This is a genomic window from Pseudomonas sp. ADPe, from assembly GCF_014843515.1.
In the GTDB taxonomy this organism is placed as follows: Bacteria; Pseudomonadota; Gammaproteobacteria; order Pseudomonadales; family Pseudomonadaceae; genus Pseudomonas; species Pseudomonas citronellolis.
In genome coordinates this window covers 1,171,944-1,198,425 of sequence record NZ_CP062122.1, presented here as the reverse complement: position 1 = coordinate 1,198,425, position 26,482 = coordinate 1,171,944, and the positions used below count along the sequence as shown (strand labels likewise).

Here is a 26,482-nt window from a genome sequence, read left to right as displayed (position 1 = left end):
GGGATGGCACAGGAATGGGAAGCCGGTCGCCTGGACAGTGACCTGGAAGGCGCCGCCTTCGATACCCTGGCGGTACGCGCCGGGCAGCAACGCACCCCGGAGGCGGAGCACGGCGAAGCGCTGTTCCCCACCTCCAGCTACGTGTTCCGCAGCGCCGCCGACGCCGCCGCGCGCTTCGCCGGCGAGGTGCCGGGCAACGTCTACTCGCGCTACACCAACCCGACGGTGCGCACCTTCGAAGAGCGCATCGCCGCCCTGGAAGGCGCCGAGCAGGCGGTGGCCACCTCCACCGGCATGTCGGCCATCCTCTCGCTGGTGATGACCCACTGCAGCGCCGGCGACCATGTGCTGGTCTCGCGCAGCGTGTTCGGCTCGACCATCAGCCTGTTCGAGAAGTACTTCAAGCGCTTCGGCGTGCAGGTGGACTACCCGCCGCTGAGCGACCTCAAGGCCTGGGAAGCGGCGATCAAGCCGAACACCAAACTGCTGTTCGTCGAGTCGCCGTCCAACCCCCTGGCCGAGCTGGTGGACATCGCCGCCCTGGCCGAGATCGCCCACGCCCATGGCGCGCTGCTGGCGGTGGACAACTGCTTCTGCACCCCGGCGCTGCAGCAACCGCTGAAACTCGGCGCGGACGTGGTGATCCACTCGGCGACCAAGTACATCGACGGCCAGGGCCGCAGCATGGGCGGCGTGGTCGCCGGCAGCCGCAAGCTGATGGAAGGCGTGGTCGGTTTCCTGCGCACCGCCGGCCCGACACTGAGCCCGTTCAACGCCTGGATCTTCCTCAAGGGCCTGGAAACCCTGCGCGTGCGCATGCAGGCGCATTGTGCCGCGGCCCAGGACGTGGCCGAGTGGCTGGAACAGCAGCCGGGCATCGAGCGCGTCTACTACGCCGGCCTGCCCAGCCACCCGCAGCACGAGCTGGCCAAGCGGCAGCAGAAGGGCTTCGGCGCGGTGGTCAGCTTCGAGGTGAAGGGCGACAAGGCCGCGGCCTGGCGCTTCATCGACGCCACCCGGATGATCTCCATCACCACCAACCTGGGTGACACCAAGACCACCATCGCCCACCCGGCGACCACCTCCCACGGCCGCCTGTCGCCGCAGGAGCGCGAGAACGCCGGCATCCGCGACAACCTGATCCGCGTCGCGGTGGGCCTGGAAGACGTCGACGACATCAAGAAGGACCTGGCACGAGGCCTGGCGGCACTGTGAGCGACCTGGCAGCGATCATCGGCAACGGCAAGGTCGCGCTGGTCACCGGCGCGGCGCGGGGCATCGGCCTGGGGATCAGCGCCTGGCTGATCGCCGAGGGCTGGCAGGTGGTGCTGGTCGACCAGGACCGCGAGCGCGGCGCCAAGGTCGCCGAGGCGCTGGGCGACAAGGCCTGGTTCATCGCCCTGGACGTATCCCAGGAAAGCCAGGTGGCGCAGACCGTGGCTGAGGTGCTCGGGCAGTTCGGCCGCCTCGACGCCCTGGTGTGCAACGCGGCCATCGCCCGCCCGGGCGTCACGTCGCTGGAGAGCCTGACGCTCAACGAGTGGAACCGCACCCTGGCGGTGAACCTCAGCGGCCCGATGCTGCTGGCCAAGCACTGCGCGCCCTACCTGCGGGCGCACCAGGGCAGCATCGTCAACATCGCCTCGACCCGCGCGCACCAGTCCGAGCGCAGTTCCGAAGCCTACGCGGCGAGCAAGGGCGGCATCCTCGCCCTGACCCACGCGCTGGCCATGAGCCTGGGCCCGGAAATCCGCGTCAACGCGGTCAGCCCCGGCTGGATCGACGCCCGCGACCTCCACGAGCGCCAGGCGGCGCCGCTCACCGAGCTGGACCACGACCAGCACCCGGTCGGCCGCGTCGGCACGGTGGAAGACGTCGCCGCGCTGGTGGCCTGGCTGCTGGGCGACAACGCCGGCTTCGTTACCGGCCAGGAGTTCGTCGTCGATGGCGGCATGACGCGCAAGATGATCTATCTCGACTGAGGTAGGGAGGGGCTCCGTGACCGTCCCCGAAGCGCGCCTGGGATCGAGGTCAAACGGCGGATAACGCCGTAGGCGTTATGCGCCCTACGCCAAGGTCGAGACTGGCGTAGGGCGAATAACCGTTCGCGGTTATCCGCCGTTACACCAGACTCATGCCCGGCGTCGCGGTCGGGCTCGAAGCGCCCGGAAAGCAGTGCTCCGTGACCGTCTCCGAAGCGCGCCTGGGATCGAGGTCAAACGGCGGATAACGCCGTAGGCGTTGTGCGCCCTACGCCAAGGTCGAGTCTGGCGTAGGGCGAATAACCGTTCGCGGTTATCCGCCGTTACACCAGACTCATGCCCGGCGTCGCGGTTGAGCTCGACGCACCCGGAAAGCGGATGCTCGCAGCGGCGCGCTACACCCAACCCCAAAGGCAGCTGGCTTCCCGCGTTCCCCCAAAGCACGAAATTTCAAAAAAAATCCAACCAGGGCATTGACTTAGGAAATGCCGCCGGTAGAATGCGCCCCACTTCGAGACGAAGGGTGATTAGCTCAGCTGGGAGAGCATCTGCCTTACAAGCAGAGGGTCGGCGGTTCGATCCCGTCATCACCCACCATCTCGCAAGTTACGCGCAGCGGTAGTTCAGTCGGTTAGAATACCGGCCTGTCACGCCGGGGGGCGCGGGTTCGAGTCCCGTCCGCTGCGCCATCTTCCCCCTCCTGGAGTTCACCACCCCGAACTCGCCGCCACGTAGAGTCAAAGCTCCGTAGCGACAGGCAGGATGGAAGGCCGTAACACCCTTGGACGCAAGTCCAGCCGACGCGCAGCGGTAGTTCAGTCGGTTAGAATACCGGCCTGTCACGCCGGGGGTCGCGGGTTCGAGTCCCGTCCGCTGCGCCATATTCCAAGCCCTCAGGCAGCCATGCCTGGGGGCTTTTTCATTGCGCCGGGAAAAGTCCTCGGTCATGTGCGCTTCATCCACGCCGTCTAGGCTGCATCCATGACCTTGTCGAACGCGATGGGAGGCAGCCATGGACGACTACCAGGAAGAACTGCTCGAAGAGCACCTCGCCGAGTGCGATCCGCCGGAGCCGGCGGACGACGCCACCGAGATGTGATCAGCCGGCCTGCCGCTGCGCGCGGCGGTATTCCCCCGGCGGCTGGCCGCTCCAGCGCTTGAAGGCGCGCTGGAAGGCCTCGGCCGAGGCGAAGCCGAGCAGGTAGGCGATCTCGCCGAAGGCCAGGTCGGTGTCGCGGATGTAGATCATCGCCAGGTCGCGGCGCGTCTCGTTGAGGATGCTGCGGAACTGCGTGCCTTCCTCGGCCAGCTTGCGGCGCAGCGTCCAGGTCGGCAGCTTGAGGCGCGCGGCGACCTCTTCCAGGTCCGGCTCGCGGCCGTTGAGCAGCGGCCCCAGCAGTTGCACCACGCGCTCGCGCAGGGTGCGCGTGCGGGTGCGCAGCTCCAGTTCCTTCTCGCAGATTTCCTGCATCTGCCGCCAGGTGCTGGGGCAGTGCTCGCGGTTGCCCAGGGCCAGGCTGGCCTGGTCCAGGCGCAGGCGGTTGGCGCCGGCGGCGAATTCCACCGGGCAGCCGAAGAATTCCTCGTAGCGGGCCGCATAGTCCGGCGCCGGGTACTCGATCTCCACCCGGAGCGGGCGCAGCGGCTGCCCGGCGATGCGCGCCAGGTAGCTGAGCCAGCCGGCCAGCACCGAATCCACCACGAAGCGGTTGTAGGCGTTGTACGGGCTGATGGAATAGAAGCTCAGCCAGGCGCCGCCGGCATCCTCGGCCAGGCTGGAGCGGCCGCGGTAATTCTGCGCGTAGAGCGGTTCGAAGCGGATCAGCGCGCGGCTGGCGGCGCGCAGGTCGGGGGCCAGGGCGGCTGTGACGCCGGGCAGGCCGAGTTGCTGGATGCGGCTGAACTGGCCCATGCGCAGGCCCAGGGCGGGGTCGCCGCTGAGTTGGATGGCCGCGTGGCCCAGGCGCATGTAGCGCGGGATCGACAGGCGCCCGCCGGGTTCGGCGAAGCGCGCTGCGTCCAGCCCGTACTGCAGCAGCAGCGGCTGCGCCGGCACGCCGCGATCTTCCAGGGCATCGGCCAGGCCGTGGACGAAGCCTATGGAGAGGTCGCCCAGCCGCATGCCCGGTTGCTTCATGGTCACAGCCAGAGGTTGATCAGGCGCGCGCCGGGGACGTCCTCGGCGAGCTGCTGGCCGCCTCGGTCGACCACCAGGCCGGGGCCGGAGCTGCCCAGGTCCCACAGTTGCCCGCGGAGGAACACCGCGATGCCGGCCTGGGCGCCGCTGGCGGCCAGGCGCCCGCCGAGGGCCAGCCGTTGCCAGGCCTGGCCTTCGCTCAGCTCGCCGGGCTTGAGCTGCACGTCGGAAGGCGTGCGCGCGCCGTTGTAGCCGCGCCAGGGCTGCTGCCACTGGCCGTTGCCGGTGAGGAAGGCGGGCACCGCCAGCAGCTCGACCTTTTCCGAGGCCAGCACGGCGTAGTTGATCGGGTACCAGCTGTCGGCGCAGATCAGCACGCCCAGGCGCCCGGCCGGTGTGTCCAGCACCTGCAGGTTGTCGCTGTGGCCGGCGCGGATGAAGGGCTTCTCGTCGTCGATGGGGAAGACCTTGCGCTGCGGCTGGCCCAGCGGCCTGCCGTCGCTGCCGAACACCAGGCTGGCGTTGTACAGGCTGCCGTTGCCGGTCACCAGCACGCCGTCCTCCACCTTGGGGTTGGGCAGGACGATGGAGCCGGCCACCAGGGTGACGCCGAACTGCCGGGCCAGGCCGCCGAACAGCGTCTGGTAGTCGTGGGCCATGTCCACCGCCTTCATGCGGAACAGGGCGTCGGTGAAACGGTCGCGGCCCTTGGCGATGAGCCAGCCGCGGGCCAGCTTCACCGGGTTGCTGACGGCCATCCACTGCATGGCCTCGGCCAGGTGCCGGGCCTGGTAGACCTCGGGCTTCTCGCCGGCGGCCACCAGCCAGGTGCCGATGTGCTCGGGGAACACCACTACCGTGCGCGGGCCGAGCAGGCCCTCGCTGCGGGCCTTCTCCAGGTAGGCCGCAAGCTTCAGGCGCAGGCGCTCGACGTTCTGGTAGTCGGGGGCGTAGAGCTCGGGCTGCACGCCCAGCAGGTTGCCGCGTGCGGAAGGCGCGCCCTGGTTGAGCACCACCTGGCTGCGCAGGTCGGACAGGTAGTGGCCCACCGGGCGGCGTTCGGCCCAGCCGGCGTAGGCGGCGAAGAGGGTGACCAGGATGAGGAATGTCAGCTTGCGCATGCGGGGCTCCGGGACTGGCCGTCAGGGTAGGGGAGCGGCGCCGGCTTGCCAAGCGGTGCTGTCATCTTCGATCAGTAAGTTGTCATTTCCGGTCATTGAGCACGCCCGGGGCGCTGCTTAGAGTCTGCCCCATACCGACCGTGGCCCGTCCGAGGCCCCGGCACCATGCCCGATGTGGAGGAATCATGACCGCCGCCCGCTACCCGCACCTGCTCGCGCCCCTGGACCTGGGCTTCACCACCCTGCGCAACCGCACCCTGATGGGCTCGATGCACACCGGCCTGGAAGAGAAGCCCAACGGCTTCGAACGCATGGCCGCCTACTTCGCCGAGCGCGCCCGCGGCGGCGTCGGCCTGATGGTCACCGGCGGCATCGGCCCGAATGAGGAAGGCGGCGTGTACGCCGGCGCGGCCAAGCTGACCACCGCCGAGGAGGCCGAGAAGCACAAGGTCGTCACCCAGGCGGTGCACGAGGCCGGCGGCAAGATCTGCATGCAGATCCTCCACGCCGGGCGCTATGCCTACAGCCCGAAATCCGTGGCGCCCAGCGCCATCCAGGCGCCGATCAACCCGTTCAAGCCGCGCGAGCTGGACGAGGAGGGCATCCAGAAGCAGATCCAGGACTTCGTCACCTGCTCGGCCCTGGCCCAGCAGGCCGGCTACGACGGCGTCGAGATCATGGGTTCGGAAGGCTACTTCATCAACCAGTTCCTGGTCGCCCACACCAACCAGCGCACCGACCGCTGGGGCGGCAGCTACGAGAACCGCATGCGCCTGCCGGTGGAGATCGTCCGCCGCGTGCGCGAGGCGGTGGGGCCGAACTTCATTATCATCTACCGCCTGTCGATGCTCGACCTGGTGGAAGGCGGCAGCACCTGGGACGAGATCGTCCTGCTGGCCAAGGCCATCGAGCAGGCCGGCGCCACCCTGATCAACACCGGCATCGGCTGGCACGAGGCGCGCATCCCGACCATCGCCACCAAGGTGCCGCGCGCGGCCTTCACCAAGGTCACCGCCAAGCTGCGCGGCGAGGTGGGCATCCCGCTGGTCACCACCAACCGCATCAACACCCCGGAAGTGGCCGAGCAGGTGCTGGCCGAGGGCGACGCCGACATGGTCTCCATGGCCCGGCCGTTCCTCGCCGACCCGGACTTCGTCAACAAGGCCGCCGAAGGCCGCGCGGACGAGATCAACACCTGCATCGGCTGCAACCAGGCCTGCCTGGACCACACCTTCGGCGGCAAGCTGACCAGTTGCCTGGTCAACCCGCGCGCCTGCCACGAGACCGAGCTGAACTACATCCCCACCACCCACGTGAAGAAGATCGCTGTGGTCGGCGCCGGCCCGGCCGGCCTGGCCGCCGCCACCGTGGCCGCCGAGCGTGGCCACCAGGTGACGCTGTTCGACGCCGGCGGCGAGATCGGCGGGCAGTTCAACGTGGCCAAACGCGTGCCGGGCAAGGAAGAGTTCTACGAGACCCTGCGCTACTTCAAGCGCAAGCTGGAGACCACCGGCGTCGACCTGCGCCTGAACACCCGCGTGTCGGTCGACGACCTGGCCAAGGGCGGCTTCGACGAAATCCTCCTGGCCACCGGCATCGTCCCGCGCACCCCGGCCATCCCCGGCATCGACAGCCCGAAGGTGATCAGCTACCTGGACGCCATCCTCGAGCGCAAGCCGGTGGGGCAGAAGGTGGCGGTGATCGGCGCCGGCGGCATCGGCTTCGACGTCTCCGAGTACGTCACCCATGACGGCGAATCCACCAGCCTCGATCGCCACGCCTTCTGGAAGGAGTGGGGCATCGACGAGAACCTGGAAGCCCGCGGCGGCGTCGCCGGCATCCAGCCGCACCCGCATGCCGCGGCGCGCCAGGTGTTCCTGTTGCAGCGCAAGAAGTCCAAGGTCGGCGACGGCCTGGGCAAGACCACCGGCTGGATCCACCGCACCGGGCTGAAGAACAAGCGGGTGCAGATGCTCAACAGCGTGGAGTACCTCAAGGTCGACGACGCCGGGCTGCACATCCGCATCGCCGAGGGCGAGCCGCAGGTGCTGCCGGTGGATACCGTGATCGTCTGCGCCGGCCAGGAGCCGCTGCGCGAGCTGCACGACGGCCTGGTCGCCGCCGGGCAGAAGGTGCACCTGATCGGCGGCGCCGACGTGGCCGCCGAGCTGGATGCCAAGCGCGCCATCAACCAGGGCTCGCGCCTGGCCGCCGAACTCTGATCCCTGGCCTTTGCCGCCCGGATGCGCCGTCCGGGCGGCAAAGGGCGGAGCCCGTCACAGTTTTCTGTCTGTCGTACGTCGCCTTCTTACAGCCAGCCGAGTGACTGCCAACCCAGTCACATCGCCTGCGTCACTATTTCCCCTAGACTTGCCCCGGCAGCGGTGCGTTCGAAGCCCGGCTGCCGGCCCCTGTGCGGGCCCAACCCTGTTCGCGACAGTCCAGAGGTCCCGTCATGAGCCTGCAGAAAAAGCCTCAGATGGTCGAGGCCGTGGCCTTCTTCGATGAGCGAGGCATCTGCAAGCAGATGCTCTATCCCGAATTCGAGGCCCTGCTCGACAACGTCGTGCAGATGCACGAGTTCGCCGACCGGCAGATGCGCCTGGCCTATGTGCTGATCAACGGGCGCCTGCAGGTCAAGGCGGCGGTGTTCTTCTACCTGGATTTCGACGAGAACGGCGAGGCCGACCGCGGCTGGAACCTGCCGCTGCGCCAGCTCGCCGACCGCGCCGGGCGCGGCCCGGACATGGGCGCCGGGCCGATCCGCCTGGCCTGCCGCAGCCAATGCCCGGTGTCCTGGCACCAGATGCACCTGTGGGACCCGAGCCTGGTGACGGGCAACAACCACCTGGTGATGCTGCGCGACGCGATCCGGCGCAACCACCTCGGCCTGCTGGTGGAGGAGGAGCCCGTCGCCGTCGAGCCGCAGCGCCTGAAGGTCGCCGCCGAGCACCAGTGGTACGCGACGCCGGCGCAGGACCCGCAGGAGCAGGCCGAGAAGCTGGCCCAGGCGATGCTGGAAGAACACCGGCAGAAGACCGCCGAGCTGCTCGGCCAGCAGGCCTCGCGCCTGTCCAGCCTGAGCCAGCAGCACGAGCAGGAGCTGCAGCGCCTGCGCCTGGGCGCCGAGGAACAGGTCAAGGTGCTGCAGGCCGAACTGGCCGCGCTGCGCGAGGGGCTCAAGCGCGAGGAAGAAATCAATGCCGGCCTGCGCCGCGAGCTGGATGAGCGGGTGGACGGCTTCCAGCGCGGCCGCGAGGAACTGACCGCGCAGCTGCGCAGCATCGAGCAGCAGGGGCGCGCGGAGCTGGAGGAACTGCGCACGCAGTTCGAGGGCGAGGCCGATGCGAAGGTCGCGGCGGTGATCGCCCAGTACAAGGAACAGCTGGCGCTGCGCGATGCCGAACTGAGCTACCGCAACGAACTGGATCGCCAGCTGCAGCAGGACAACGAGGCCCTGCGCCGCGAGCTGGCTGCCCAGGCGGCGCGGGCGCAGAGCGATGCGCTGCTGGAGAAGCTGACCTCGCTCGGGGTGATCTTCGTCGTCTATCATCCCGGCGCCGGGCACCTGACCATTCCGCTGCAGGACATCCCGCGCTACCAGGAAAACCCCATGGCCTACGCCGCCGCCAAATGCTTCGTCTCCGAAGCCCAGTATTGCCAGTGGCTGGCCCACTACCAGCAGCCGACCTGCGACGGCCGCCTGTCCAACGGCGAACGTTGCGCGCTGCCGGTCGACCGGGTGGATACTCCGGGCCGCTTCGTCGACGGCGACAGCAACTGCTGCGCCCGGCACAAGACCAGCGGCGGCCTGCGTGGCGTGACCGCGGGCTAGGTGGCTGCCCTGCGATTCCCCGAGTGGCGCCCGCTACCTCCCTTGCAACAGCTGCGCCTCGACTGGCTGGAACAAGCTGGCGTCGAGCTGGCGCTGTTGCGTCTGGACCAGGTCGACGAGCGGGTGTCCGGCAACAAGTGGTTCAAGCTGGCGCCCTACCTGCGCCAGGCCGCCGAACAGGGCCTGGAAGGCCTGATCAGCCTGGGCGGCGCCCATTCCAACCACCTGCACGCCCTGGCCGCCGCCGGCCAGCGCTTCGGCTTCGCCACCGTCGGCCTGCTGCGCGGAAACGAGCAGGACACGCCCACGGTGCGCGACCTGCGCGCCTGGGGCATGCAACTGCACTGGCTCGGCTACGCCGGCTACCGCGAGCGCCATGCCGAAGGTTTCTGGGCGCCCTGGCGCGAACGCTACCCGCGCCTGCTGGCGGTTGACGAGGGTGGCGGCGGTTTGCCCGGCGCGCTGGGGTGCGCGCCGTTGGTGGAACAGCTGCGCGAACAGTTGGCGGGCATCGGCTGGAGCGGCTACGACCAGCTCTGGGCCGCCTGTGGCACCGGCACCACTTTGGCCGGGCTGGTGCTGGGCGAGCAGGGTATGCACCCGCTGATCGGCGCCCTGGCGGTGCCGCCTGGCCATGGCGTGGAAGCCATGCTGCCGCGCCTGCTGGCCGAGGCGGGGCATGAAGATGGCGGTTATCGCCTGCTGGACGCTAGCCGCGGCGGCTTCGGCAAGGTGGATGCCGGGCTGGTGCGCTTCATGGCCGATTTCGAGGCGGCCACTGGCGTGCCGCTGGAGCCGCTGTACACCGGCAAGCTGCTGCTGGCCCTGCATGACGAGGTAAGCGCCGGGCGGGTACCCCGCGGCAGCCGCCTGGTCGCCGTGCACAGCGGCGGCCTGCAGGGGCGGAGGGCGATGGAAGAGCGTTTGCGGCGATTGCCGTAGGGCGTTCGTTCGCGCCAGACGGATAGATCGGCGCGGATCGCGGATAAGATCCGCTCCTACGACCCACCCACGTCATTCGCGCGCCCTGCGCGCGGAATCGCGGGCAGGGCCCGCTCCTACAGGTGTAGGCCGTACTCCACGGCGAACACGTAGGGCACGGTTGTAGGCGCGACTGTCTTGCCGACTGCGCCGAGATGCTCTTCGTAGGATGGGTTGAGCTTGCGAAACCCATGCTGCCATGGCGATGGGTATCGCTTCGCTCAACCCATCCTACGGAACCACCCCGCCGCTCCGGGCAGCCATCAGTGGGAATAGCCGTTATGCACCCTTGGCCACTGGTCACCGACCAGGAACAGCCGTTCGGCCTCGTACCATTCCCCCTGCTGTTCCTCCAGACGCACCAGCAACTGCGGGAAAGCATCCGCCGGCAGTTGCGCCAACCAGGCATCGAAGCGTTCCGGCGTCCAGCTCTCGTCGGCGGTCTTGCGCGCCGGAGCCAGCCATTCGCTGCGCGGCAGCGGCTGCCAGCGCCCCGTGCCCTGGGCGCGGTACAGGGGCCAGTGACTGCGGTGCAGCCACGAGCCGCTCAGGTGCTCGGGGTTGGCGCCCTCCGGCGCCGGGCACTCGCCGGGCCAGGGGTAGAACAGGTAGCCGCCCAGCCAGAGCGCGGCTTGCACCGGGGCGCTGCTGAAACCGGCGATCAGGGCGCGGCCGTGCGCAGTGGAGGAGAGCGGCAACTGGTGCTCGCGCAGGTGGCGCAGCTTGTTCGCCAGGCGGTCCTCGGCGCCGGGGCCGAGCCAGTCGTCCGGGCCTTCGCGGCTGGGGCCCAGGTAGAGCTTGATGGCCAGCTCCAGGTGGTGCAGGCCGTCGTCGTCCTCCAGCAGCAGGTCCAGCTCGCCCAGGGTGTGGCCGTTGTCGCGCACCGCCAGGTTGGCGCCGAGCAGGCGCAGGTCGGGGGCCTGCTGCAGGGCGAACTGCCAGAGGCGTTCGTAGTAGCGGCCCAGGCGCTGCTGCGGCGAGCTCTGCAGCCAGGCCTGCAGCGCTTCGCTGTGCCTTTCCTGTTCGCGCAGCCAGTCGCCCAGAAGCCGCGGCTCGGCCAGCCAGCGGCTCGCCGCCAGCGGATGGCGCAGGGGCAGGGCGCCGGCATCCAGCAGAGGTTCGCCGAGCAGGGTCCAGGCGAGGTCGCGTACCGCGGGTTGGCGCAGTTCGGCTAGCAGCTCAGCGAGCAGGTAGGCGGTCGACTTCATCCGTGCAGCCTAGCCGAACGCCCGCGCTGGTGCGCGGGTTTGCCGCTGTTCGGGGGTTTCCCCCATAATTCCGGGCACTACCCGCTCGCACCCGCCGCCTGGAGTCTCATGGAATCCTTTCGCAACATCGGCATCATCGGCCGCCTCGGCAGCACCCAGGTGCTGGAAACCATCCGCCGGCTGAAGCGCTTCCTGACCGAGCGGCACCTGCACGTGATCCTCGAGGACACCATCGCCGAAGTGCTGCCCGGCCACGGCCTGCAGACCTGCTCGCGGAAGATCATGGGCGAGATCTGCGACCTGGTCGTCGTCGTCGGCGGCGACGGCAGCATGCTCGGCGCGGCGCGCGCGCTGGCCCGGCACAAGGTGCCGGTGCTGGGCATCAACCGCGGCAGCCTGGGCTTCCTCACCGACATCCGCCCGGACGAGCTGGAAACCAAGGTGGACGAGGTGCTCGGCGGCCAGTACATCGTCGAAAGCCGCTTCCTGCTCGACGCCCAGGTGCGCCGCCACGGCGAATCCATCGGCCAGGGCGACGCGCTCAACGACGTGGTGCTGCACCCCGGCAAGTCGACGCGGATGATCGAGTTCGAGCTGCACATCGACGGCCAGTTCGTCTGCAGCCAGAAGGCCGACGGCCTGATCGTCGCCACGCCCACCGGCTCCACCGCCTACTCGCTGTCCGCCGGCGGGCCGATCATGCATCCGAAGCTGGACGCCATCGTCATAGTGCCGATGTACCCGCACACCTTGTCCAGCCGGCCGATCGTGGTCGATGGCAACAGCGAGCTGAAGATAGTGGTGTCGCCGAACATGCAGATCTACCCGCAGGTCTCCTGCGACGGGCAGAACCACTTCACCTGCGCGCCGGGCGACATGGTCACGGTGAGCAAGAAGCCGCAGAAGCTGCGCCTGATCCACCCGATCGACCACAACTACTACGAGGTCTGCCGGACCAAGCTCGGCTGGGGCAGCCGGCTGGGGAGCAGCGAGTGAGCGAACTCGACCCGGGCCGTGGCTACGACCTGATCGGCGATGTCCACGGCTGCGCACACACCCTCGACCGCCTGCTGGAGCGGCTGGGCTACCAGTTGCACGGCGGCGTCTGGCGCCACCCGCGGCGCCAGGCGCTGTTCCTCGGCGATATCGTCGACCGCGGCCCGCGCATCCGCGAGGCCCTGCACCGGGTGCACGACATGGTCGCCGCCGGCGAGGCCCTGTGCATCATGGGCAACCACGAGTACAACCTGCTCGGCTGGTCCACCCCGGCGGCGCCGGGCAGCGGCCGCCAGTACCTGCGCGAGCACACCCCGCGGCACGCGCGGCTGATCCAGGAAACCCTCGACCAGTTCGAGGGCCACCCCGGCGACTGGCGCGACTTCCTCGGCTGGTTCCGGCGCCTGCCGCTGTTCCTCGACGCCGGGCGCTTCCGCATGGTCCACGCCTGCTGGGACAACGAGCTGATCGATTCGCTGCGCCGGCAGTTCCCCGACGGGCGCATCGACGAGGCCTTCCTGCAGTCCTCCGCCGAGCACGGCAGCTTCGCCTATCAGGTGTGCAACCGCCTGCTGCGCGGCACCGACATGCGCCTGCCCAACGGCATGACCCTGACCGGCAGCGACGGCTTCACCCGCGCGTTCTTCCGCACCAAGTTCTGGGAAGAGGACCGCGAGCCGGAGACCTACGGCGACATCGTCTTCCAGCCCGACGCGCTGCCCGACGAGGTGGCCGCCGAGCGCCTGAGCGCCGAGCAGAAGTCCAGCCTGCTGAGCTACGGCGCCGACGAGCCTTTGCTGTTCGTCGGCCACTACTGGCGCCGCGGCACGCCGGCGCCGATCCGCCCGAACCTGGCCTGCCTGGACTACAGCGCGGTCATGTACGGCAAGCTGGTGGCCTACCGGCTGGACCAGGAAACGCGCCTGCAGCGCGACAAGTTCGTCTGGGTGGACGTGAAGCGTCCGGGAGAGGATGAGTGAGCGCGGTAGTGGCCATGCGCCTGCCCCTGGCGGCGGACCTCGCCGGTTTCGTCGGCCTGCTGCAACGCCTGAACCTGCCCTTCCGGGTCAGCGAGGAGGCCGGCGAACAGGTGCTCTGGGTGCCGGACGAAAGCCTGGCCGAGCAGGTGCGCGACCTCTACCGGCGCTACCCGCAGGGCGACCCCGAGCTGGCTTCCAATACCTTGCCGCAGCGCCGCGGCCCGGGCTTCCTGGCCCAGGTGCGGGCCAGCAAGGTGACCGCCGCGGTGCTGCTGGTGACCTTCGTGGTCGCCGCCCTGACCCTGCTCGGCGGCAACCCGGACACCCTGCGTTGGTTCACCTTCCAGGACTTCCAACTGGTCGGCAGCGACCGGGTGCTGTTCCAGCCGCTGGCCGAGGGCCTGGCGGCGGGGCAGTGGTGGCGCCTGTTCACGCCCATGCTGATCCACTTCGGCTGGCTGCACCTGGCGATGAACGCCATGTGGTACTGGGAACTGGGCCGGCGCATCGAATACCGCCAGGGCGGCGTCATGCTGCTGGGCCTGAGCCTGGGCTTCGGCCTGGTGTCCAACGTCGTGCAGTACCTGGCTTCCGGGCCGAGCCTGTTCGGCGGCCTGTCGGGCGTGCTCTACGGCCTGCTCGGGCACTGCTGGATATTCCAGCTGCTGGCGCCGACCCCGGCCTACCGCCTGCCGAAGGGCGTGGTGGCGATGATGCTGCTCTGGCTGCTGGTGTGCCTGTCCGGCGTCATCGACCTGCTGGGCTTCGGCTCCATCGCCAACGGCGCCCACGTCGGCGGGCTGGCGATCGGCTGCCTGACCGGCGCGCTGGGCGGCATGCTGGCGCGCGGGCGCCAGGCCTGATCCTTGGCGCCGTAGGATGGCGTTGAGCGAAGCGATACCCATCGCCGCAACATCCAATTCATCACCGGCACCAGGGTTATCGGTTTCCCGCATGACCGCGAGCAGGCCGGCGGCCACGGCCAACCGGCGTATAACGCGGAACGTCATACGCCCTACGTCCATGCCACCGTTTGACCTCTGTTCGTGCGCCAGGCCGCCCGGCCCGGTAGAATGCCGGTTTTGCCCCCAGCAGGAGCCGGCCCCATGTCGTCCTTCGCCGAAACCATCGAGAACATCACCCCGGAAATCTACGAGAGCCTCAAGCTCGCCGTGGAGATCGGCAAATGGCCGGATGGCCGCAAGCTGAGCCTGGAGCAGAAGGAGCTGTGCCTGCAGGCGATGATCGCCTGGGAGCTGCAGAACCTGCCCGAGGACCAGCGCACCGGCTACATGGGCCCGCAGGAGTGCGAGTCCCACGCCGAGCCGATCCCCAACATCCTCTTCTCGTCCAATTCGCTGCACTGATGGCCGGGCTTTGATGGAAGAGCTAGGACGCGGCGCCCTGAGCAAGATGTCGGCGCGCCTTGAAAGCCCCGTGCAGTACGCCTTCCGCCTCGGCGAGGCGGAAATCGCGGTCAACCCGCTGATCGGCAGGACCCTGCGCCTGGAATACCTGGGCGCCATCCACTGCTGCCATTGCGGGCGCAAGACGAAGAAGAGCTTCAGCCAGGGCTACTGCTACCCCTGCTTCACCAAGCTGGCGCAGTGCGACAGCTGCATCGTCAGCCCGGAGAAGTGCCACTACGACGAAGGCACCTGCCGCGAGCCGGCGTGGGGCGAGCGCTTCTGCATGACCGACCACGTGGTCTACCTGGCCAACTCCTCGGGTGTGAAGGTGGGCATCACCCGCGCCACCCAGGTGCCGACGCGCTGGATCGACCAGGGCGCGCGCCAGGCGCTGCCGATCCTGCGGGTGGCCACGCGCCAGCAGTCCGGGCTGGTGGAAGACCTGCTGCGCAGCCAGGTGGCCGACCGCACCAACTGGCGCGCCCTGCTCAAGGGCGAGGCCGAGCCGCTGGACCTGGCGGCCATCCGCGAGCAGTTGTTCGACCACTGCGCCGAGGGCCTGCGCGAGCTGCAGCAGCGCTTCGGCCTGCAGGCCATCCAGCCGGTGAGCGACATCGAGCCGATCGAGATCCGCTACCCGGTGCAGGCCTACCTGGCCAAGATCACCAGCTTCGATCTGGACAAGACGCCGGTGGTGGAGGGTACCCTGCAAGGCATCAAGGGCCAGTACCTGATCTTCGACACCGGCGTCATCAATATCCGTAAGTACACAGCTTATCAGCTAGCCATCAGCTATAAGCCTCAAGCGGCAAGCTGAGCCGGCGAACCACGAACTTGCGGCTTGAAGCTCGAAGCTTGAAGCTGCCCGGAGGGCCACATGCGCACCGATCAACCGAAAGTCATCTACCTCAAGGACTACCAGGCGCCCGAGTACCTGATCGACGAGACCAACCTGACCTTCGAGCTGTACGAGGACCACACCCTGGTCCACGCGCAACTGGTCATGCGGCGCAACCCCGAGCGCGGTGAGGGCCTGCCGCCGCTGGTGCTCGACGGCCAGCAGCTGGAGCTGCAATGGGTGGCCCTGGACGACCGCGTGCTGGAAGAGGGCGACTACCAACTGGACGAGAACCACCTGACCCTGCAGCCGACCGCGAAACAGTTCACCGTCGACAGCACCGTGCGCATCCACCCGGAGAAGAACACCGCCCTGGAAGGCCTGTACAAGTCCGGCAAGATGTTCTGCACCCAGTGCGAGGCCGAGGGCTTCCGCAAGATCACCTACTACCTCGACCGCCCGGACGTGATGAGCAGCTTCACCACCACCGTCTCTGCCGAGCAGCATCGGTACCCGGTGCTGCTGTCCAACGGCAACCCGGTGGCCAGCGGTTCGGAAGAGGATGGGCGGCACTGGGCCACCTGGCAGGACCCGTTCAGGAAGCCGGCCTACCTGTTCGCCCTGGTCGCCGGCGACCTCTGGGCGGTGGAAGACACCTACACCACCCTGAGCGAGCGCGAAGTCGCCCTGCGCATCTACGTCGAACCGGAGAACATCGACAAGTGCCAGCACGCCATGGACAGCCTGAAGAAGGCCATGCGCTGGGACGAGAAGGTCTACGGCCGCGAGTACGACCTGGACATCTTCATGATCGTTGCGGTCAACGACTTCAACATGGGCGCCATGGAGAACAAGGGGCTCAACATCTTCAACTCCAGCTGCGTGCTGGCCAAGGCCGAGACCGCCACCGACGCCGCGCACCAGCGCGTCGAGGGCGTGGTGGCCCACGAATACTTCCACAACTGGTCGGGCAACCGCGTGACCTGCCGCGACTGGTTCCAGCTGTCGCTCAAGGAAGGCTTCACCGTGTTCCGCGACAGCGAGTTCTCCGCCGACATGAACTCGCGCACCGTCAAGCGCGTGGAGGACGTGGCCTTCCTGCGCACCAACCAGTTCGCCGAGGACGCCGGCCCCATGGCCCACCCGGTACGCCCGGACTCCTTCATCGAAATCTCCAACTTCTACACCCTGACCGTCTACGAGAAGGGTTCGGAAGTGGTGCGCATGATCCACACCCTGCTCGGCGCCGAGGGCTTCCGCAAGGGCACCGACCTGTACTTCGAGCGCCATGACGGCCAGGCGGTGACCTGCGACGACTTCGTCAAGGCCATGGAAGACGCCAACGGCGTCGACCTGACGCAGTTCAAGCGCTGGTACAGCCAGTCCGGCACCCCGCGCCTGGCGGTGGAGGAAAGCTACGACGCCGCGGCGCAGCGTTACACCCTGACCTTCCGCCAGAGCTGCCCGCCGACCCCGGGCCAGAAGGACAAGCAGCCCTTCGTCATCCCGGTGGAAATGGGCCTGCTCGACCACCTGGGCAACCCGCTGCCGCTGCGCCTGGCCGGCGAGGAACACGCCCACGGCAGCAACCGCGTGCTGCAGGTGACCGAGGCCGAGCAATCCTTCACCTTCGTCGGCCTGGCCGAGAAGCCGCTGCCGTCGCTGCTGCGCGGCTTCTCCGCGCCGGTGAAGCTGAGCTTCCCCTACGACCGCGACCAGCTGATGTTCCTCATGCAGTACGACGAGGACGGCTTCAACCGCTGGGAAGCCGGCCAGCAGCTGTCGGTGCAGGTGCTCCAGGAACTGATCGGCCAGCACCAGCGCGGCGAGCAGCTGGTGCTCGACGAGCGCCTGATCGCTGCCTTCCACACCCTGCTGCAGGACAACGCCCTGGACCAGGCGATGGTCGCCGAGATGCTCTCGCTGCCCAGCGAGGCCTACCTCACGGAGCTGAGCGAAGTGGCCGACGTCGAGGCCATCCACGCCGCCCGCGAGTTCGCCCGCAAGCGCATCGCCGAGGCCCTGCGCGAGCCGCTGTGGCAGCGTTACCAGGCCAACCGCGAGGCCTCGCGCAAGACGCCGTACCTGGCCGAGGCCGAGCACATCGCTCGGCGCAGCCTGCAGAACATCGCGCTGTCCTACCTGATGCTGGTGGGCGGCGACGAAGTGCTGGCGGCCTGCCTCGAGCAGTACGAGGCCTGCGACAACATGACCGAACGCCTGACCGCCCTGGCGGTGCTGGTCAACTCGCCATACGACGACGAGAAGGCCAAGGGCCTGGAAATGTTCGCCGACTACTTCAAGGACAACCCGCTGGTGATGGACCAGTGGTTCAGCGTGCAGGCCGGCTGCACCCTGCCCGGCGGCCTGGAGCGCGTGCAGGCGCTGATGGGCCACCCGGCCTTCACCCTGAAGAACCCGAACAAGATCCGCGCCCTGATCGGCGCCTTCGCCAACCAGAACCTGGTCAACTTCCACCGCGCAGACGGCGCGGGCTACCGCTTCCTGGCCGACCAGGTGATCACCCTCAACGCGCTCAACCCGCAGATCGCCTCGCGCCTGCTGGCGCCGCTGACCCGCTGGCGCAAATACGCCCCGGCGCGCCAGGCCCTGATGCGCGCCGAGCTGGAGCGCATCCTGGCCTCGGGCGAGCTGTCCAGCGACGTCTACGAGGTGGTCAGCAAGAGCCTCGCCTGACGCTGCTCTTGGCTGACGAAAAAAGGTGTTATCGGCCCTGCCGGTAACACCTTTTTTTCGCCTGTGGATTTGCTGTCTCGCCAATCGCGCCGAGGCGTTCTTCGTAGGATGGGTTGAGCCTGCGAAACCCATGCGGTGGTGGTGATGGGTATCGCTTCGCTCAACGCCATCCTACGGCGGTGCTCCTTTTGCCATGCAGAAGCAACTGCCTCGCCGCAGCGCCGGGACGCTTTTCGTAGGATGGGTTGAGCTTGCGATACCCATCGGACCATGGTGATGGGTATCGCTTCGCTCAACGCCATCCTACGGCGGTGCTCCTTTTGCCATGCAGAAGCAACTGCCTCGCCGCAGAGCCGGGACGCTTTTCGTAGGATGGGTTGAGCTTGCGATACCCATCGGACCATGGCGATGGGTATCGCTTCGCTCAACGCCATCCTACGGTTCTCCGGACAGCCCCCTCTCCCGCTTGCGGGAGAGGGTTGGGGAGAGGGCGCTCTTAACCTCAACGCACACAGCCGCCGGCAACTCCCGTTCGCGAGCAAGCTCGCTCCCAGGAAAGCATCCGCCCGCCGACCGAGCCAAGCTCCCAAGTGTTCCCACGGGCGCTTCCAGGTACCCGGAAATACCCGGAGTGTTACCGTCGGTATCTTTTTTCCTGTGCGCTGGAGGCCGCGTGGCTACTGGGCTGCAGCTTTCCCTAGTCCTTTTGGATGACTCCCGCTGCGCTTAACAAAAGATAACGTGCCTTTAATTGTCAGGCTGGGCAAAGGCTGGCATATAACGACCACTCCCTATCCGCCTGCAATAAAAACAAAGAGGTAAGGCTATATGCGTGAGCATCTGCGGCACGCCACCGGCGAGCTGTCCGTGCGTTCGTCCGGGCTCTCGGTTTCCGCCACCCCGTCCCCCCTGCGCAAATCGCTTTCGCTGCTCGGCGCGTTCTCGCTGCTGTGGCTGGCGGCCGCGCCGCTGCATGCCGGCGCGAGCGAAGCCCCGGCCAGCGACACCGATGGCTACGCCATCGCTTCGGCCAAGGCCCCGAGCAGCCTGCTGCTGAGCGTCAGCCACGCCGGCAAGCGCCTGGTGGCGGTCGGCGACCGTGGGCATATCCTCTATTCCGACGACAACGGCAAGACCTGGGCCCAGGCCAAGGTGCCCACCCGCCAGCTGCTGACCGCGGTGTTCTTCGTCAACGACAAGAAGGGCTGGGCGGTCGGCCACGACGCGCAGATCCTCGCCAGCGAGGACGGCGGCGCCACCTGGACGCGGCAGTTCGAAGACCTCAAGCGCGAAGCGCCGCTGCTGGACGTATGGTTCCAGGACGAGAGCCACGGCCTGGCCGTGGGCGCCTACGGCGCCATGCTGGAAACCCACGACGGCGGCAAGAGCTGGGAAGACGTCAGCGAGCGCCTGGACAACGAGGACCAGTTCCACCTCAACGGCATCGCCGCGGTGAAGGATTCCGGCCTGCTGGTGGTGGGCGAATCCGGCAGCCTGTTCCGCTCGAAGGACTGGGGCGCCACCTGGGAAAAACTGCAGGGCCCCTACGAGGGTTCGCTGTTCGGCGCCGTCGGCACCGCCCAGCCCGGCACCGTGCTGATCTACGGCCTGCGCGGGCACCTGTTCCGCTCCACCGACTTCGGCGACACCTGGCAACAGGTGGCGCTGCCCATCGCCGGTGACGGCACCCTGGAGTTCGGCCTGGCCGAAGGCTCGCTGCTGCCCGACGGCAGCATCGCCGTGGTCGGCAACAGCGGCAGCGTGCTGGTGAGCAAGGACGACGGGCGCACCTTCAACATCTTCAACCGGCCCGACCGCCTGGCGCTGGCCGGGGTCGGCGCGGCTGGCGACGGCAACCTGGTCCTGGTCGGCCAGGGCGGCATCCACCTGGCTTCGGCGACCGGCGCCGAGCTGACAGAACAACAATGAGCCGGGGAAGCCCTATGAACGCAGTCAACTCGCATCACCAGGACAAGGCGACCCTGCTCGAACGCCTGATCTTCAACAACCGTCCGATCGTTATCATCCTCTGCCTGCTGGCGACCCTGTTCCTCGCCTTCCAGGCGACCCAGGTGCGGCCGTCCACCAGCTTCGAGAAGATGATCCCGCTCAAGCACCCGTTCATCCAGAACATGCTGAGCCACATCAACGACCTCTCCAACCTCGGCAACACCGTGCGTATCTCGGTGGAAGCGGTGAACGGCGACATCTTCACCAAGGAATACATGGACACCCTGCGGCAGATCCATGACGAGGTGTTCTACATCCCCGGCGTCGACCGCTCCGGCCTGAAGTCGCTGTGGAGCCCCAGCGTGCGCTGGACCGAGGTGACGGAAGAGGGCTTCGCCGGCGGCGAGGTCATCCCGCAGACCTACGACGGCTCGGCCAAGGCCCTGGACAAGCTGCGCGACAACGTCCTCAAGTCCGGCCAGATCGGTCGCCTGGTGGCGAACAACTTCAAGTCCAGCATCGTCGACGTGCCGCTGCTGGAGGTCTACCCCGACGCCCAGGACCAGAGCAAGCTGCTGAAGCTGGACTACCGCCAGTTCTCCCATGAGCTGGAAGAGAAGATCCGCGACAAGTACCAGGCGCAGAACCCCAACGTGAAGATCCACATCGTCGGCTTCGCCAAGAAGGTCGGCGACCTGATCGACGGCCTGGTCATGGTGGTGGGCTTCTTCGGCATCTGCTTCGTCATCACCCTGGTGCTGCTGCTGTGGTTCACCAAGTGCGTGCGCTCGACCATCGCCGTGCTCTCCACCACCCTGGTGGCGGTGATCTGGCAGCTCGGCCTGTTGCACACCATCGGCTTCGGGCTGGACCCGTACTCGATGCTGGTGCCGTTCCTGATCTTCGCCATCGGCATTTCCCACGGGGTGCAGAAGATCAACGGCATCGCCCTGCAGTCCAGTGACGCGGAAACCCCGCTGCTGGCCGCGCGGCGCACCTTCCGCCAGCTGTTCCTGCCGGGCATGATCGCCATCCTCGCCGACGCCGTGGGCTTCATCACCCTGCTGGTGATCGATATCGGGGTGATCCGCGAACTGGCCATCGGCGCCTCCATCGGCGTGGCGGTGATCGTCTTCACCAACCTGATCCTGCTGCCGGTGGCGATCTCCTACATCGGCATCAGCAAGCGCGCCGTGGAGCGCAGCAAGAAGGACGCCGTGCGCGAGCACCCGTTCTGGCGCCTGCTGTCCAACTTCGCCAGCGCCAAGGTGGCGCCCATCTCCATCCTGATCGCCCTGGTGATGTTCGCCGGCGGCCTCTGGCAGGGCCACCACCTGAAGATCGGCGACCTCGACCAGGGCGCCCCGGAACTGCGCCCGGACTCGCGCTACAACCAGGACAACGACTTCATCATCCGCAACTACTCCACCAGCTCCGACGTGCTGGTGGTGATGGTCGAGTCGGCGGCCGAGGGCTGCTCCAGCCACCAGACGCTGCAGGCCATCGACGAGCTGTCGTGGAAGCTGGAGAACACCGAGGGCGTGCAGTCGGCCATCTCCCTGGTCACCGTGTCCAAGCAGGTGATCAAGGGCATGAACGAGGGCAACCTGAAGTGGGAAACCCTGTCGCGCAACAAGGACGTGCTGAACAACTCCATCAGCCGCGCCGACGGCCTGTACAACAGCGCCTGCTCGCTGGCGCCGCTGCTGGTGTTCCTCAACGACCACAAGGCCGAGACCCTCGACCGCGCCGTGCACGCCGTGCAGGAGTTCGCCAAGGACCACGAGAAGGATGACCTGAAGTTCAAGCTCGCCGCGGGCAACGCCGGCATCGAGGCGGCCACCAACGAGGTGATCAAGCAGTCCGAGCTGATCATCCTGGTGCTGGTGTACATCTGCGTGGCGGTCATGTGCATGATCACCTTCCGCTCCTTCACCGCGACCCTCTGCATCGTCCTGCCGCTGATCCTCACCTCGGTGCTGGGCAACGCGCTGATGGCCACCCTCGGTATCGGCGTGAAGGTGGCGACGCTGCCGGTGATCGCGCTGGGCGTGGGCATCGGCGTGGACTACGGGATCTACATCTACACCCGCCTGGAGACCTTCCTGCGCCAGGGCCTGTCGCTGCAGGAGGCCTACTACGAGACGCTGAAGTCCACCGGCAAGGCCGTGCTGTTCACCGGCCTGTGCCTGGCCATCGGCGTGGCCACCTGGATCTTCTCGGCGATCAAGTTCCAGGCCGACATGGGCCTGATGCTGACCTTCATGCTGCTGTGGAACATGTTCGGCGCGCTCTGGCTGCTGCCGGCCCTGGCCCGCTTCCTGATCAACCCGGAGAAGGTCCGGGCGAAGAAAGCCTCGATCCTGGTCCACTGATCCTGGCGTGACCCGGAAAACCGCGGCTCCGGCCGCGGTTTTTTTTGCCCGTCGGGGCGAGGGCGGGTCCACAGACGGGAAATATCCGGACGTGTAGCGGGCCCTGCCCGCGAATCGCGCGCAGGGCGCGCTCCTACAAGGAAGCGCTGCCGAGGTGCTTTTCGTAGGCGCGAGCTTGCTCGCGAACGGGGTTTGCAGGGGACTTTAGGTGCTGGGCTTTAGAGCGCCCTCTCCCCAACCCTCTCCCGCAAGCGGGAGAGGGGGCTGTCCTGAGCGGCCGGAAAATTTGTTGCCATCCTGATACTCCTGGCAACGTCGCCACTCCCGCCGTAGGGCGAATAACCGTTCGCGGTTATCCGCCGTTGGCCTCGGCCGCCCTCCGGGATTTCGTCGGAAATCCGCGCCACACCTGGCTCCGGCAAAGTTGGAACACTTCCTGCAAATACCCTGTCGGCGCCACTCTCGGCGTCAAAAGTTTGTTGTACCAGGGTAGGGGAGTTCGGGGTGGATCGTACGCAATTGATCGGAACAGTGCGCAGCAACCTGGCCGGCCTGGGCCGTGGCAACCTGGGCGTGCCGCTGCTGCTGCTGGCGATGCTGGGCATGATGACCCTGCCGATCCCGCCGTTCCTGCTGGACGTGCTCTTCACCTTCAACATCGCCCTGTCCATCGTCGTCCTGCTGGTCTGCGTGTACGCCCTGCGCCCGCTGGACTTCGCCGTGTTCCCGACCATCCTGCTGGTCGCCACCCTGCTGCGCCTGGCGCTGAACGTCGCCTCCACCCGCGTGGTGCTGCTCCACGGCCACGACGGCCACGCCGCCGCCGGCAAGGTGATCCAGGCCTTTGGTGAGGTGGTGATCGGCGGCAACTACGTGGTCGGCATCGTGGTCTTCGCCATCCTCATGATCATCAACTTCGTGGTGGTCACCAAGGGCGCCGGGCGGATCTCCGAGGTGAGCGCACGCTTCACCCTCGACGCCATGCCCGGCAAGCAGATGGCCATCGACGCCGACCTCAACGCCGGCCTCATCGAGCAGGCCGAGGCCAAGAAGCGCCGCGCCGAGGTGGCCCAGGAAGCCGACTTCTACGGCTCCATGGACGGTGCCTCGAAATTCGTCCGCGGCGACGCCGTCGCCGGCCTGCTGATCCTCTTCATCAACCTGATCGGCGGCGTCGCCATCGGCGTGATCCAGCACTCCATGTCGTTCGGCGACGCCGGCAAGGTCTACGCCCTGCTGACCATCGGCGACGGCCTGGTGGCGCAGCTGCCGTCGCTGCTGCTGTCCACCGCCGCGGCGATCATGGTGACCCGCGTGTCTTCCTCCGAGGACATGGGCCAGCAGGTCAACCGGCAGATGTTCGCCTCGCCCAAGGCGCTGGCCATCTCCGCCGCCATCCTCATCGCCATGGGCCTGGTCCCGGGCATGCCGCACGTGTCCTTCATCGGCCTCGGCGCCGTGGCCGCCGGCGGCGCCTGGATGATCGTCCAGCGCCAGCGCAAGGCGGCCCAGGCCGAGGTCCAGGAAGCCCAGCGCCAGCAGGAACTGCTGCCGGCCCAGCGCAGCCAGGAAACCAAGGAGCTGGGCTGGGACGACGTCACCCCGGTGGACATGGTCGGCCTGGAGGTCGGCTACCGGCTGATCCCGCTGGTGGACCGCAACCAGGGCGGCCAGCTGCTGGCGCGGATCAAGGGCGTGCGCAAGAAGCTGTCCCAGGACATGGGCTTCCTGATGCCCTCGGTGCACATCCGCGACAACCTCGACCTGCTGCCCAACGCCTATCGTTTGACGCTCATGGGCGTCAGCGTGGCGGAAGCGGAGATCTACCCGGACCGCGAGCTGGCGATCAACCCCGGCCAGGTGTTCGGCACCCTCAACGGCATCGCCGGCAAGGACCCGGCCTTCGGCCTGGAAGCGGTGTGGATCGAGCCCGGCCAGCGCGACCAGGCGCAGTCCCTGGGCTACACCGTGGTGGATGCCAGCACCGTGGTCGCCACCCACCTCAACCAGGTGCTGCACAAGCACGCCCACGAGCTGCTCGGCCACGAGGAAGTCCAGCAACTGCTGCAGCTGCTGGCCAAGACCTCGCCGAAGCTGGCGGAAGAACTGGTTCCGGGGCTGATTTCCCTGTCCACCCTGCTCAAGGTCCTGCAGAACCTGCTGCAGGAGCAGGTGCCGGTGCGCGACATCCGCACCATTGCCGAGGCCATCGCCAACGTTGCCGCCAAGAGTCAAGATCCCGCCGCCATGGTGGCAGCGGTACGCGTGGCGCTGAGCCGCGCAATCGTCCAAGGCATTGTGGGACTAGAGCCGGAGCTGCCTGTGATCACCCTGGAACCCAGGTTGGAACAGATTTTGCTGAACAGTATGCAGAAGGCCGGACAAGGTTCGGAAGACGGCATTCTGCTGGAGCCGGGCATGGCGGAAAAACTGCAACGCTCGCTGGTCGAGACCGCGCAGCGCCAGGAAATGCTCGGCAAGCCGGCGATCCTGCTGGTGGCCGGGCCGATCCGCGCGATGATGTCGCGTTTCGCGCGGATGGCGGTGCCGAGCATGAGCGTGCTGGCCTACCAGGAAATTCCGGATAACAAGCAAGTCACCATCGTCGCCACCGTTGGACAGAACTGAAGGACAGCGCCATGCAGGTTAAACGCTTCTTCGCCGCCGATATGCGTCAGGCCATGAAACTGGTCCGTGACGAGCTGGGCGCGGATGCCGCCATCATCGGCAACCGCCGGGTCGCCGGCGGTGTCGAGCTGACCGCGGCGCTGGACTATCAACCGCCGGCAGCGGCCAGCAAGCCGAACCCGGCGCTGGAGGCCGAGCTGCGCCAGACCCAGGCGCGCATCGCCCAGGCCCGCGCCGAGCTGGACAGCCCGGTGCGCGCCGCCGCCACCGCGCGCAAGGACCGTCAATTGTACGGCGCCGAGCCGGCCAAGCGCCCGAGCCTGGCCGAGGCCATGGCCGCCCCGGCGCCCGCCGCCGCGCCGGCCGCCGTCAGCCAGCAGGCGCTGGATGCCATGCGCTTCGAACTCAACGGCCTGCGCGAGCTGCTCGAAGTGCAGCTGGGCTCCATCGCCTGGAGCCAGTTGCAGCACCAGCGTCCGAAGCAGGCCGGCCTGTGGCGCCGCCTGCAGCGCATGGGCCTGCCGGCGGACCTGAGCCGCCAGCTGCTCGAACGCGTGGCCTCCATCGCCGAGCCCAAGCAGGCCTGGCGCATGCTTCTGGCCCACCTGGCGCGCGCCATCCGCACCCCCGACGAAGACCTGCTGGAGCAGGGCGGGGTGATCGCTCTGGTCGGCCCGGCCGGCATGGGCAAGACCACCACCCTGGCCAAGCTGGCGGCGCGCTACGTCCTCAAGTACGGTGCGCACAACCTGGCGCTGGTCAGCATGGACAGCTTCCGCCTGGGCGCCCAGGAGCAGATCAAGTCCCTGGGCCGCATCCTCAACGTGCCGGTGAGCCTGGTCGACCCCGGCCAGTCGCTGCTGCAGGCCATGGCGCCGCTGGCGGGCAAGCGCCTGGTGCTGATCGACACCGCCGGCCTGCCGGCCAGCGACCCGGCGCTGCGCATGCAGCTGGAAGCCCTGGCGGCGCAGAGCCTGAACGTGAAGAATTACCTGGTGCTGGCCGCGACCAGCCAGAGCCAGGTGCTCAAGGCCGCCTTGCACGCCTATCGCAGCTGCGGCCTGGCCGGCTGCATACTGACCAAGCTGGACGAGGCGGGCAGTCTGGGCGAGGCCCTGGCGCTGGCGATAGCACAACGCTTGCCGGTTGCCTATCTGGCGGACGGGCCGCGAATTCCGGATGATCTGCAGGTGGCGCGCGCGCACCAGCTGGTCAGCCGCGCGGTCAGCCTGCAGGCTCCGGAGGAGCCGTGCGAAGACACCATGGCCGGCATGTTCGCCGGCCTCTATCAGCAGCCGGCGCGACACGTCGGCTGACGGATTCCAGGGGCGCCCCCGCACGCGGG

18 protein-coding genes and 3 tRNA genes are annotated in these 26,482 nt (G+C 67.8%); 18 read left to right on the top strand and 3 right to left on the bottom strand.

Going from position 1 to position 26,482, the window contains the following annotated elements; genetic code table 11:
- Nucleotides 1-3: 3 nt before the first annotated feature.
- The 5 genes from IG194_RS05425 (at nucleotide 4) to IG194_RS05405 (ending at nucleotide 2,863) form a co-directional block, all read left to right on the top strand.
- Nucleotides 4-1,215, top strand: coding sequence for an O-succinylhomoserine sulfhydrylase (locus tag IG194_RS05425; RefSeq protein WP_043267464.1), 1,212 nt, complete (start codon nucleotides 4-6; stop codon nucleotides 1,213-1,215).
- A gap of 5 nt (nucleotides 1,216-1,220) precedes the next feature.
- Entirely contained in the window at nucleotides 1,221-1,982 is a 762-nt protein-coding gene (locus IG194_RS05420; protein ID WP_134163509.1) for an SDR family oxidoreductase, read from the top strand.
- A gap of 521 nt (nucleotides 1,983-2,503) precedes the next feature.
- Nucleotides 2,504-2,579, top strand: a tRNA-Val gene (locus IG194_RS05415).
- A gap of 15 nt (nucleotides 2,580-2,594) precedes the next feature.
- Nucleotides 2,595-2,671: transfer RNA gene (locus IG194_RS05410), tRNA-Asp, on the top strand.
- 115 nt (nucleotides 2,672-2,786) lie between these two features.
- Nucleotides 2,787-2,863 (top strand) — tRNA-Asp (locus tag IG194_RS05405).
- Nucleotides 2,864-3,081: 218 nt separating this feature from the next.
- On the opposite strand, the gene IG194_RS05400 is transcribed toward IG194_RS05405, so the two are convergent.
- Nucleotides 3,082-4,119: an AraC family transcriptional regulator gene (locus tag IG194_RS05400; protein ID WP_009621073.1), complete on the bottom strand. Its 1,038-nt coding sequence runs from the start codon at nucleotides 4,117-4,119 to the stop codon at nucleotides 3,082-3,084.
- Nucleotides 4,120-4,121: 2 nt separating this feature from the next.
- On the bottom strand, nucleotides 4,122-5,240 hold the full coding sequence (locus IG194_RS05395; RefSeq protein ID WP_058490788.1) for a carbon-nitrogen hydrolase family protein: 1,119 nt from the start codon (nucleotides 5,238-5,240) through the stop codon (nucleotides 4,122-4,124).
- Between the two features lie 185 nt (nucleotides 5,241-5,425).
- Here IG194_RS05395 and IG194_RS05390 point away from each other — a divergent pair, with 185 nt between their 5' ends.
- The 3 genes from IG194_RS05390 to IG194_RS05380 all read left to right on the top strand — a co-directional run bounded on the left by IG194_RS05390 (nucleotide 5,426) and on the right by IG194_RS05380 (nucleotide 10,017).
- Nucleotides 5,426-7,462 carry an NADPH-dependent 2,4-dienoyl-CoA reductase gene (locus IG194_RS05390; RefSeq protein WP_058490787.1) on the top strand — a complete coding sequence of 679 codons (2,037 nt, stop codon included), beginning with the start codon at nucleotides 5,426-5,428 and terminating at the stop codon, nucleotides 7,460-7,462.
- Between the two features lie 233 nt (nucleotides 7,463-7,695).
- A complete protein-coding gene (locus tag IG194_RS05385; protein WP_058072007.1) occupies nucleotides 7,696-9,075 on the top strand; it encodes a hypothetical protein in 1,380 nt (459 codons plus the stop codon).
- Between the two features lie 42 nt (nucleotides 9,076-9,117).
- A complete protein-coding gene (locus tag IG194_RS05380) occupies nucleotides 9,118-10,017 on the top strand; it encodes a 1-aminocyclopropane-1-carboxylate deaminase/D-cysteine desulfhydrase (protein WP_058490785.1) in 900 nt (299 codons plus the stop codon).
- A gap of 302 nt (nucleotides 10,018-10,319) precedes the next feature.
- Here the strand turns inward: IG194_RS05380 and IG194_RS05375 are convergent, their stop codons facing one another.
- Nucleotides 10,320-11,264 carry a DUF1853 family protein gene (locus IG194_RS05375; RefSeq protein ID WP_058490783.1) on the bottom strand — a complete coding sequence of 315 codons (945 nt, stop codon included), beginning with the start codon at nucleotides 11,262-11,264 and terminating at the stop codon, nucleotides 10,320-10,322.
- 108 nt (nucleotides 11,265-11,372) lie between these two features.
- Between IG194_RS05375 and IG194_RS05370 the strand changes: the two genes are divergently transcribed.
- The 10 genes from IG194_RS05370 (at nucleotide 11,373) to flhF (ending at nucleotide 26,453) form a co-directional block, all read left to right on the top strand.
- The gene (locus tag IG194_RS05370; RefSeq protein WP_009621081.1) at nucleotides 11,373-12,260 is read left to right on the top strand and encodes an NAD(+) kinase; all 888 of its coding nucleotides are present in this window, start codon (nucleotides 11,373-11,375) and stop codon (nucleotides 12,258-12,260) included.
- Nucleotides 12,257-13,240 (top strand): metallophosphoesterase, encoded by a 984-nt coding sequence (locus IG194_RS05365; RefSeq protein ID WP_009621082.1) that lies wholly within the window; start codon nucleotides 12,257-12,259, stop codon nucleotides 13,238-13,240. Before IG194_RS05370 ends, IG194_RS05365 begins: the two co-directional genes overlap by 4 nt.
- On the top strand, nucleotides 13,237-14,103 hold the full coding sequence (locus IG194_RS05360; protein WP_058490782.1) for a rhomboid family intramembrane serine protease: 867 nt from the start codon (nucleotides 13,237-13,239) through the stop codon (nucleotides 14,101-14,103). The genes IG194_RS05365 and IG194_RS05360 overlap by 4 nt, the downstream gene beginning before the upstream one ends.
- 243 nt (nucleotides 14,104-14,346) lie before the next feature.
- On the top strand, nucleotides 14,347-14,607 hold the full coding sequence (locus IG194_RS05355) for a YeaC family protein (protein WP_058490780.1): 261 nt from the start codon (nucleotides 14,347-14,349) through the stop codon (nucleotides 14,605-14,607).
- 13 nt (nucleotides 14,608-14,620) lie between these two features.
- Nucleotides 14,621-15,466 carry a DUF2797 domain-containing protein gene (locus tag IG194_RS05350; RefSeq protein WP_043313557.1) on the top strand — a complete coding sequence of 282 codons (846 nt, stop codon included), beginning with the start codon at nucleotides 14,621-14,623 and terminating at the stop codon, nucleotides 15,464-15,466.
- A 60-nt stretch (nucleotides 15,467-15,526) separates the two neighbouring features.
- On the top strand, nucleotides 15,527-18,184 hold the full coding sequence (gene pepN, locus IG194_RS05345) for an aminopeptidase N (protein ID WP_058490778.1): 2,658 nt from the start codon (nucleotides 15,527-15,529) through the stop codon (nucleotides 18,182-18,184).
- Between the two features lie 828 nt (nucleotides 18,185-19,012).
- The gene (locus IG194_RS05340) at nucleotides 19,013-20,113 is read left to right on the top strand and encodes a YCF48-related protein (RefSeq protein ID WP_134163392.1); all 1,101 of its coding nucleotides are present in this window, start codon (nucleotides 19,013-19,015) and stop codon (nucleotides 20,111-20,113) included.
- 14 nt (nucleotides 20,114-20,127) lie between these two features.
- Complete coding sequence (locus tag IG194_RS05335; RefSeq protein ID WP_009621088.1) at nucleotides 20,128-22,509, top strand: efflux RND transporter permease subunit; 2,382 nt, start codon at nucleotides 20,128-20,130, stop codon at nucleotides 22,507-22,509.
- Between the two features lie 504 nt (nucleotides 22,510-23,013).
- The gene (flhA, locus tag IG194_RS05330; RefSeq protein WP_009621090.1) at nucleotides 23,014-25,137 is read left to right on the top strand and encodes a flagellar biosynthesis protein FlhA; all 2,124 of its coding nucleotides are present in this window, start codon (nucleotides 23,014-23,016) and stop codon (nucleotides 25,135-25,137) included.
- 11 nt (nucleotides 25,138-25,148) lie between these two features.
- Complete coding sequence (gene flhF / locus IG194_RS05325; RefSeq protein WP_058490776.1) at nucleotides 25,149-26,453, top strand: flagellar biosynthesis protein FlhF; 1,305 nt, start codon at nucleotides 25,149-25,151, stop codon at nucleotides 26,451-26,453.
- Nucleotides 26,454-26,482 lie beyond the last annotated feature (29 nt).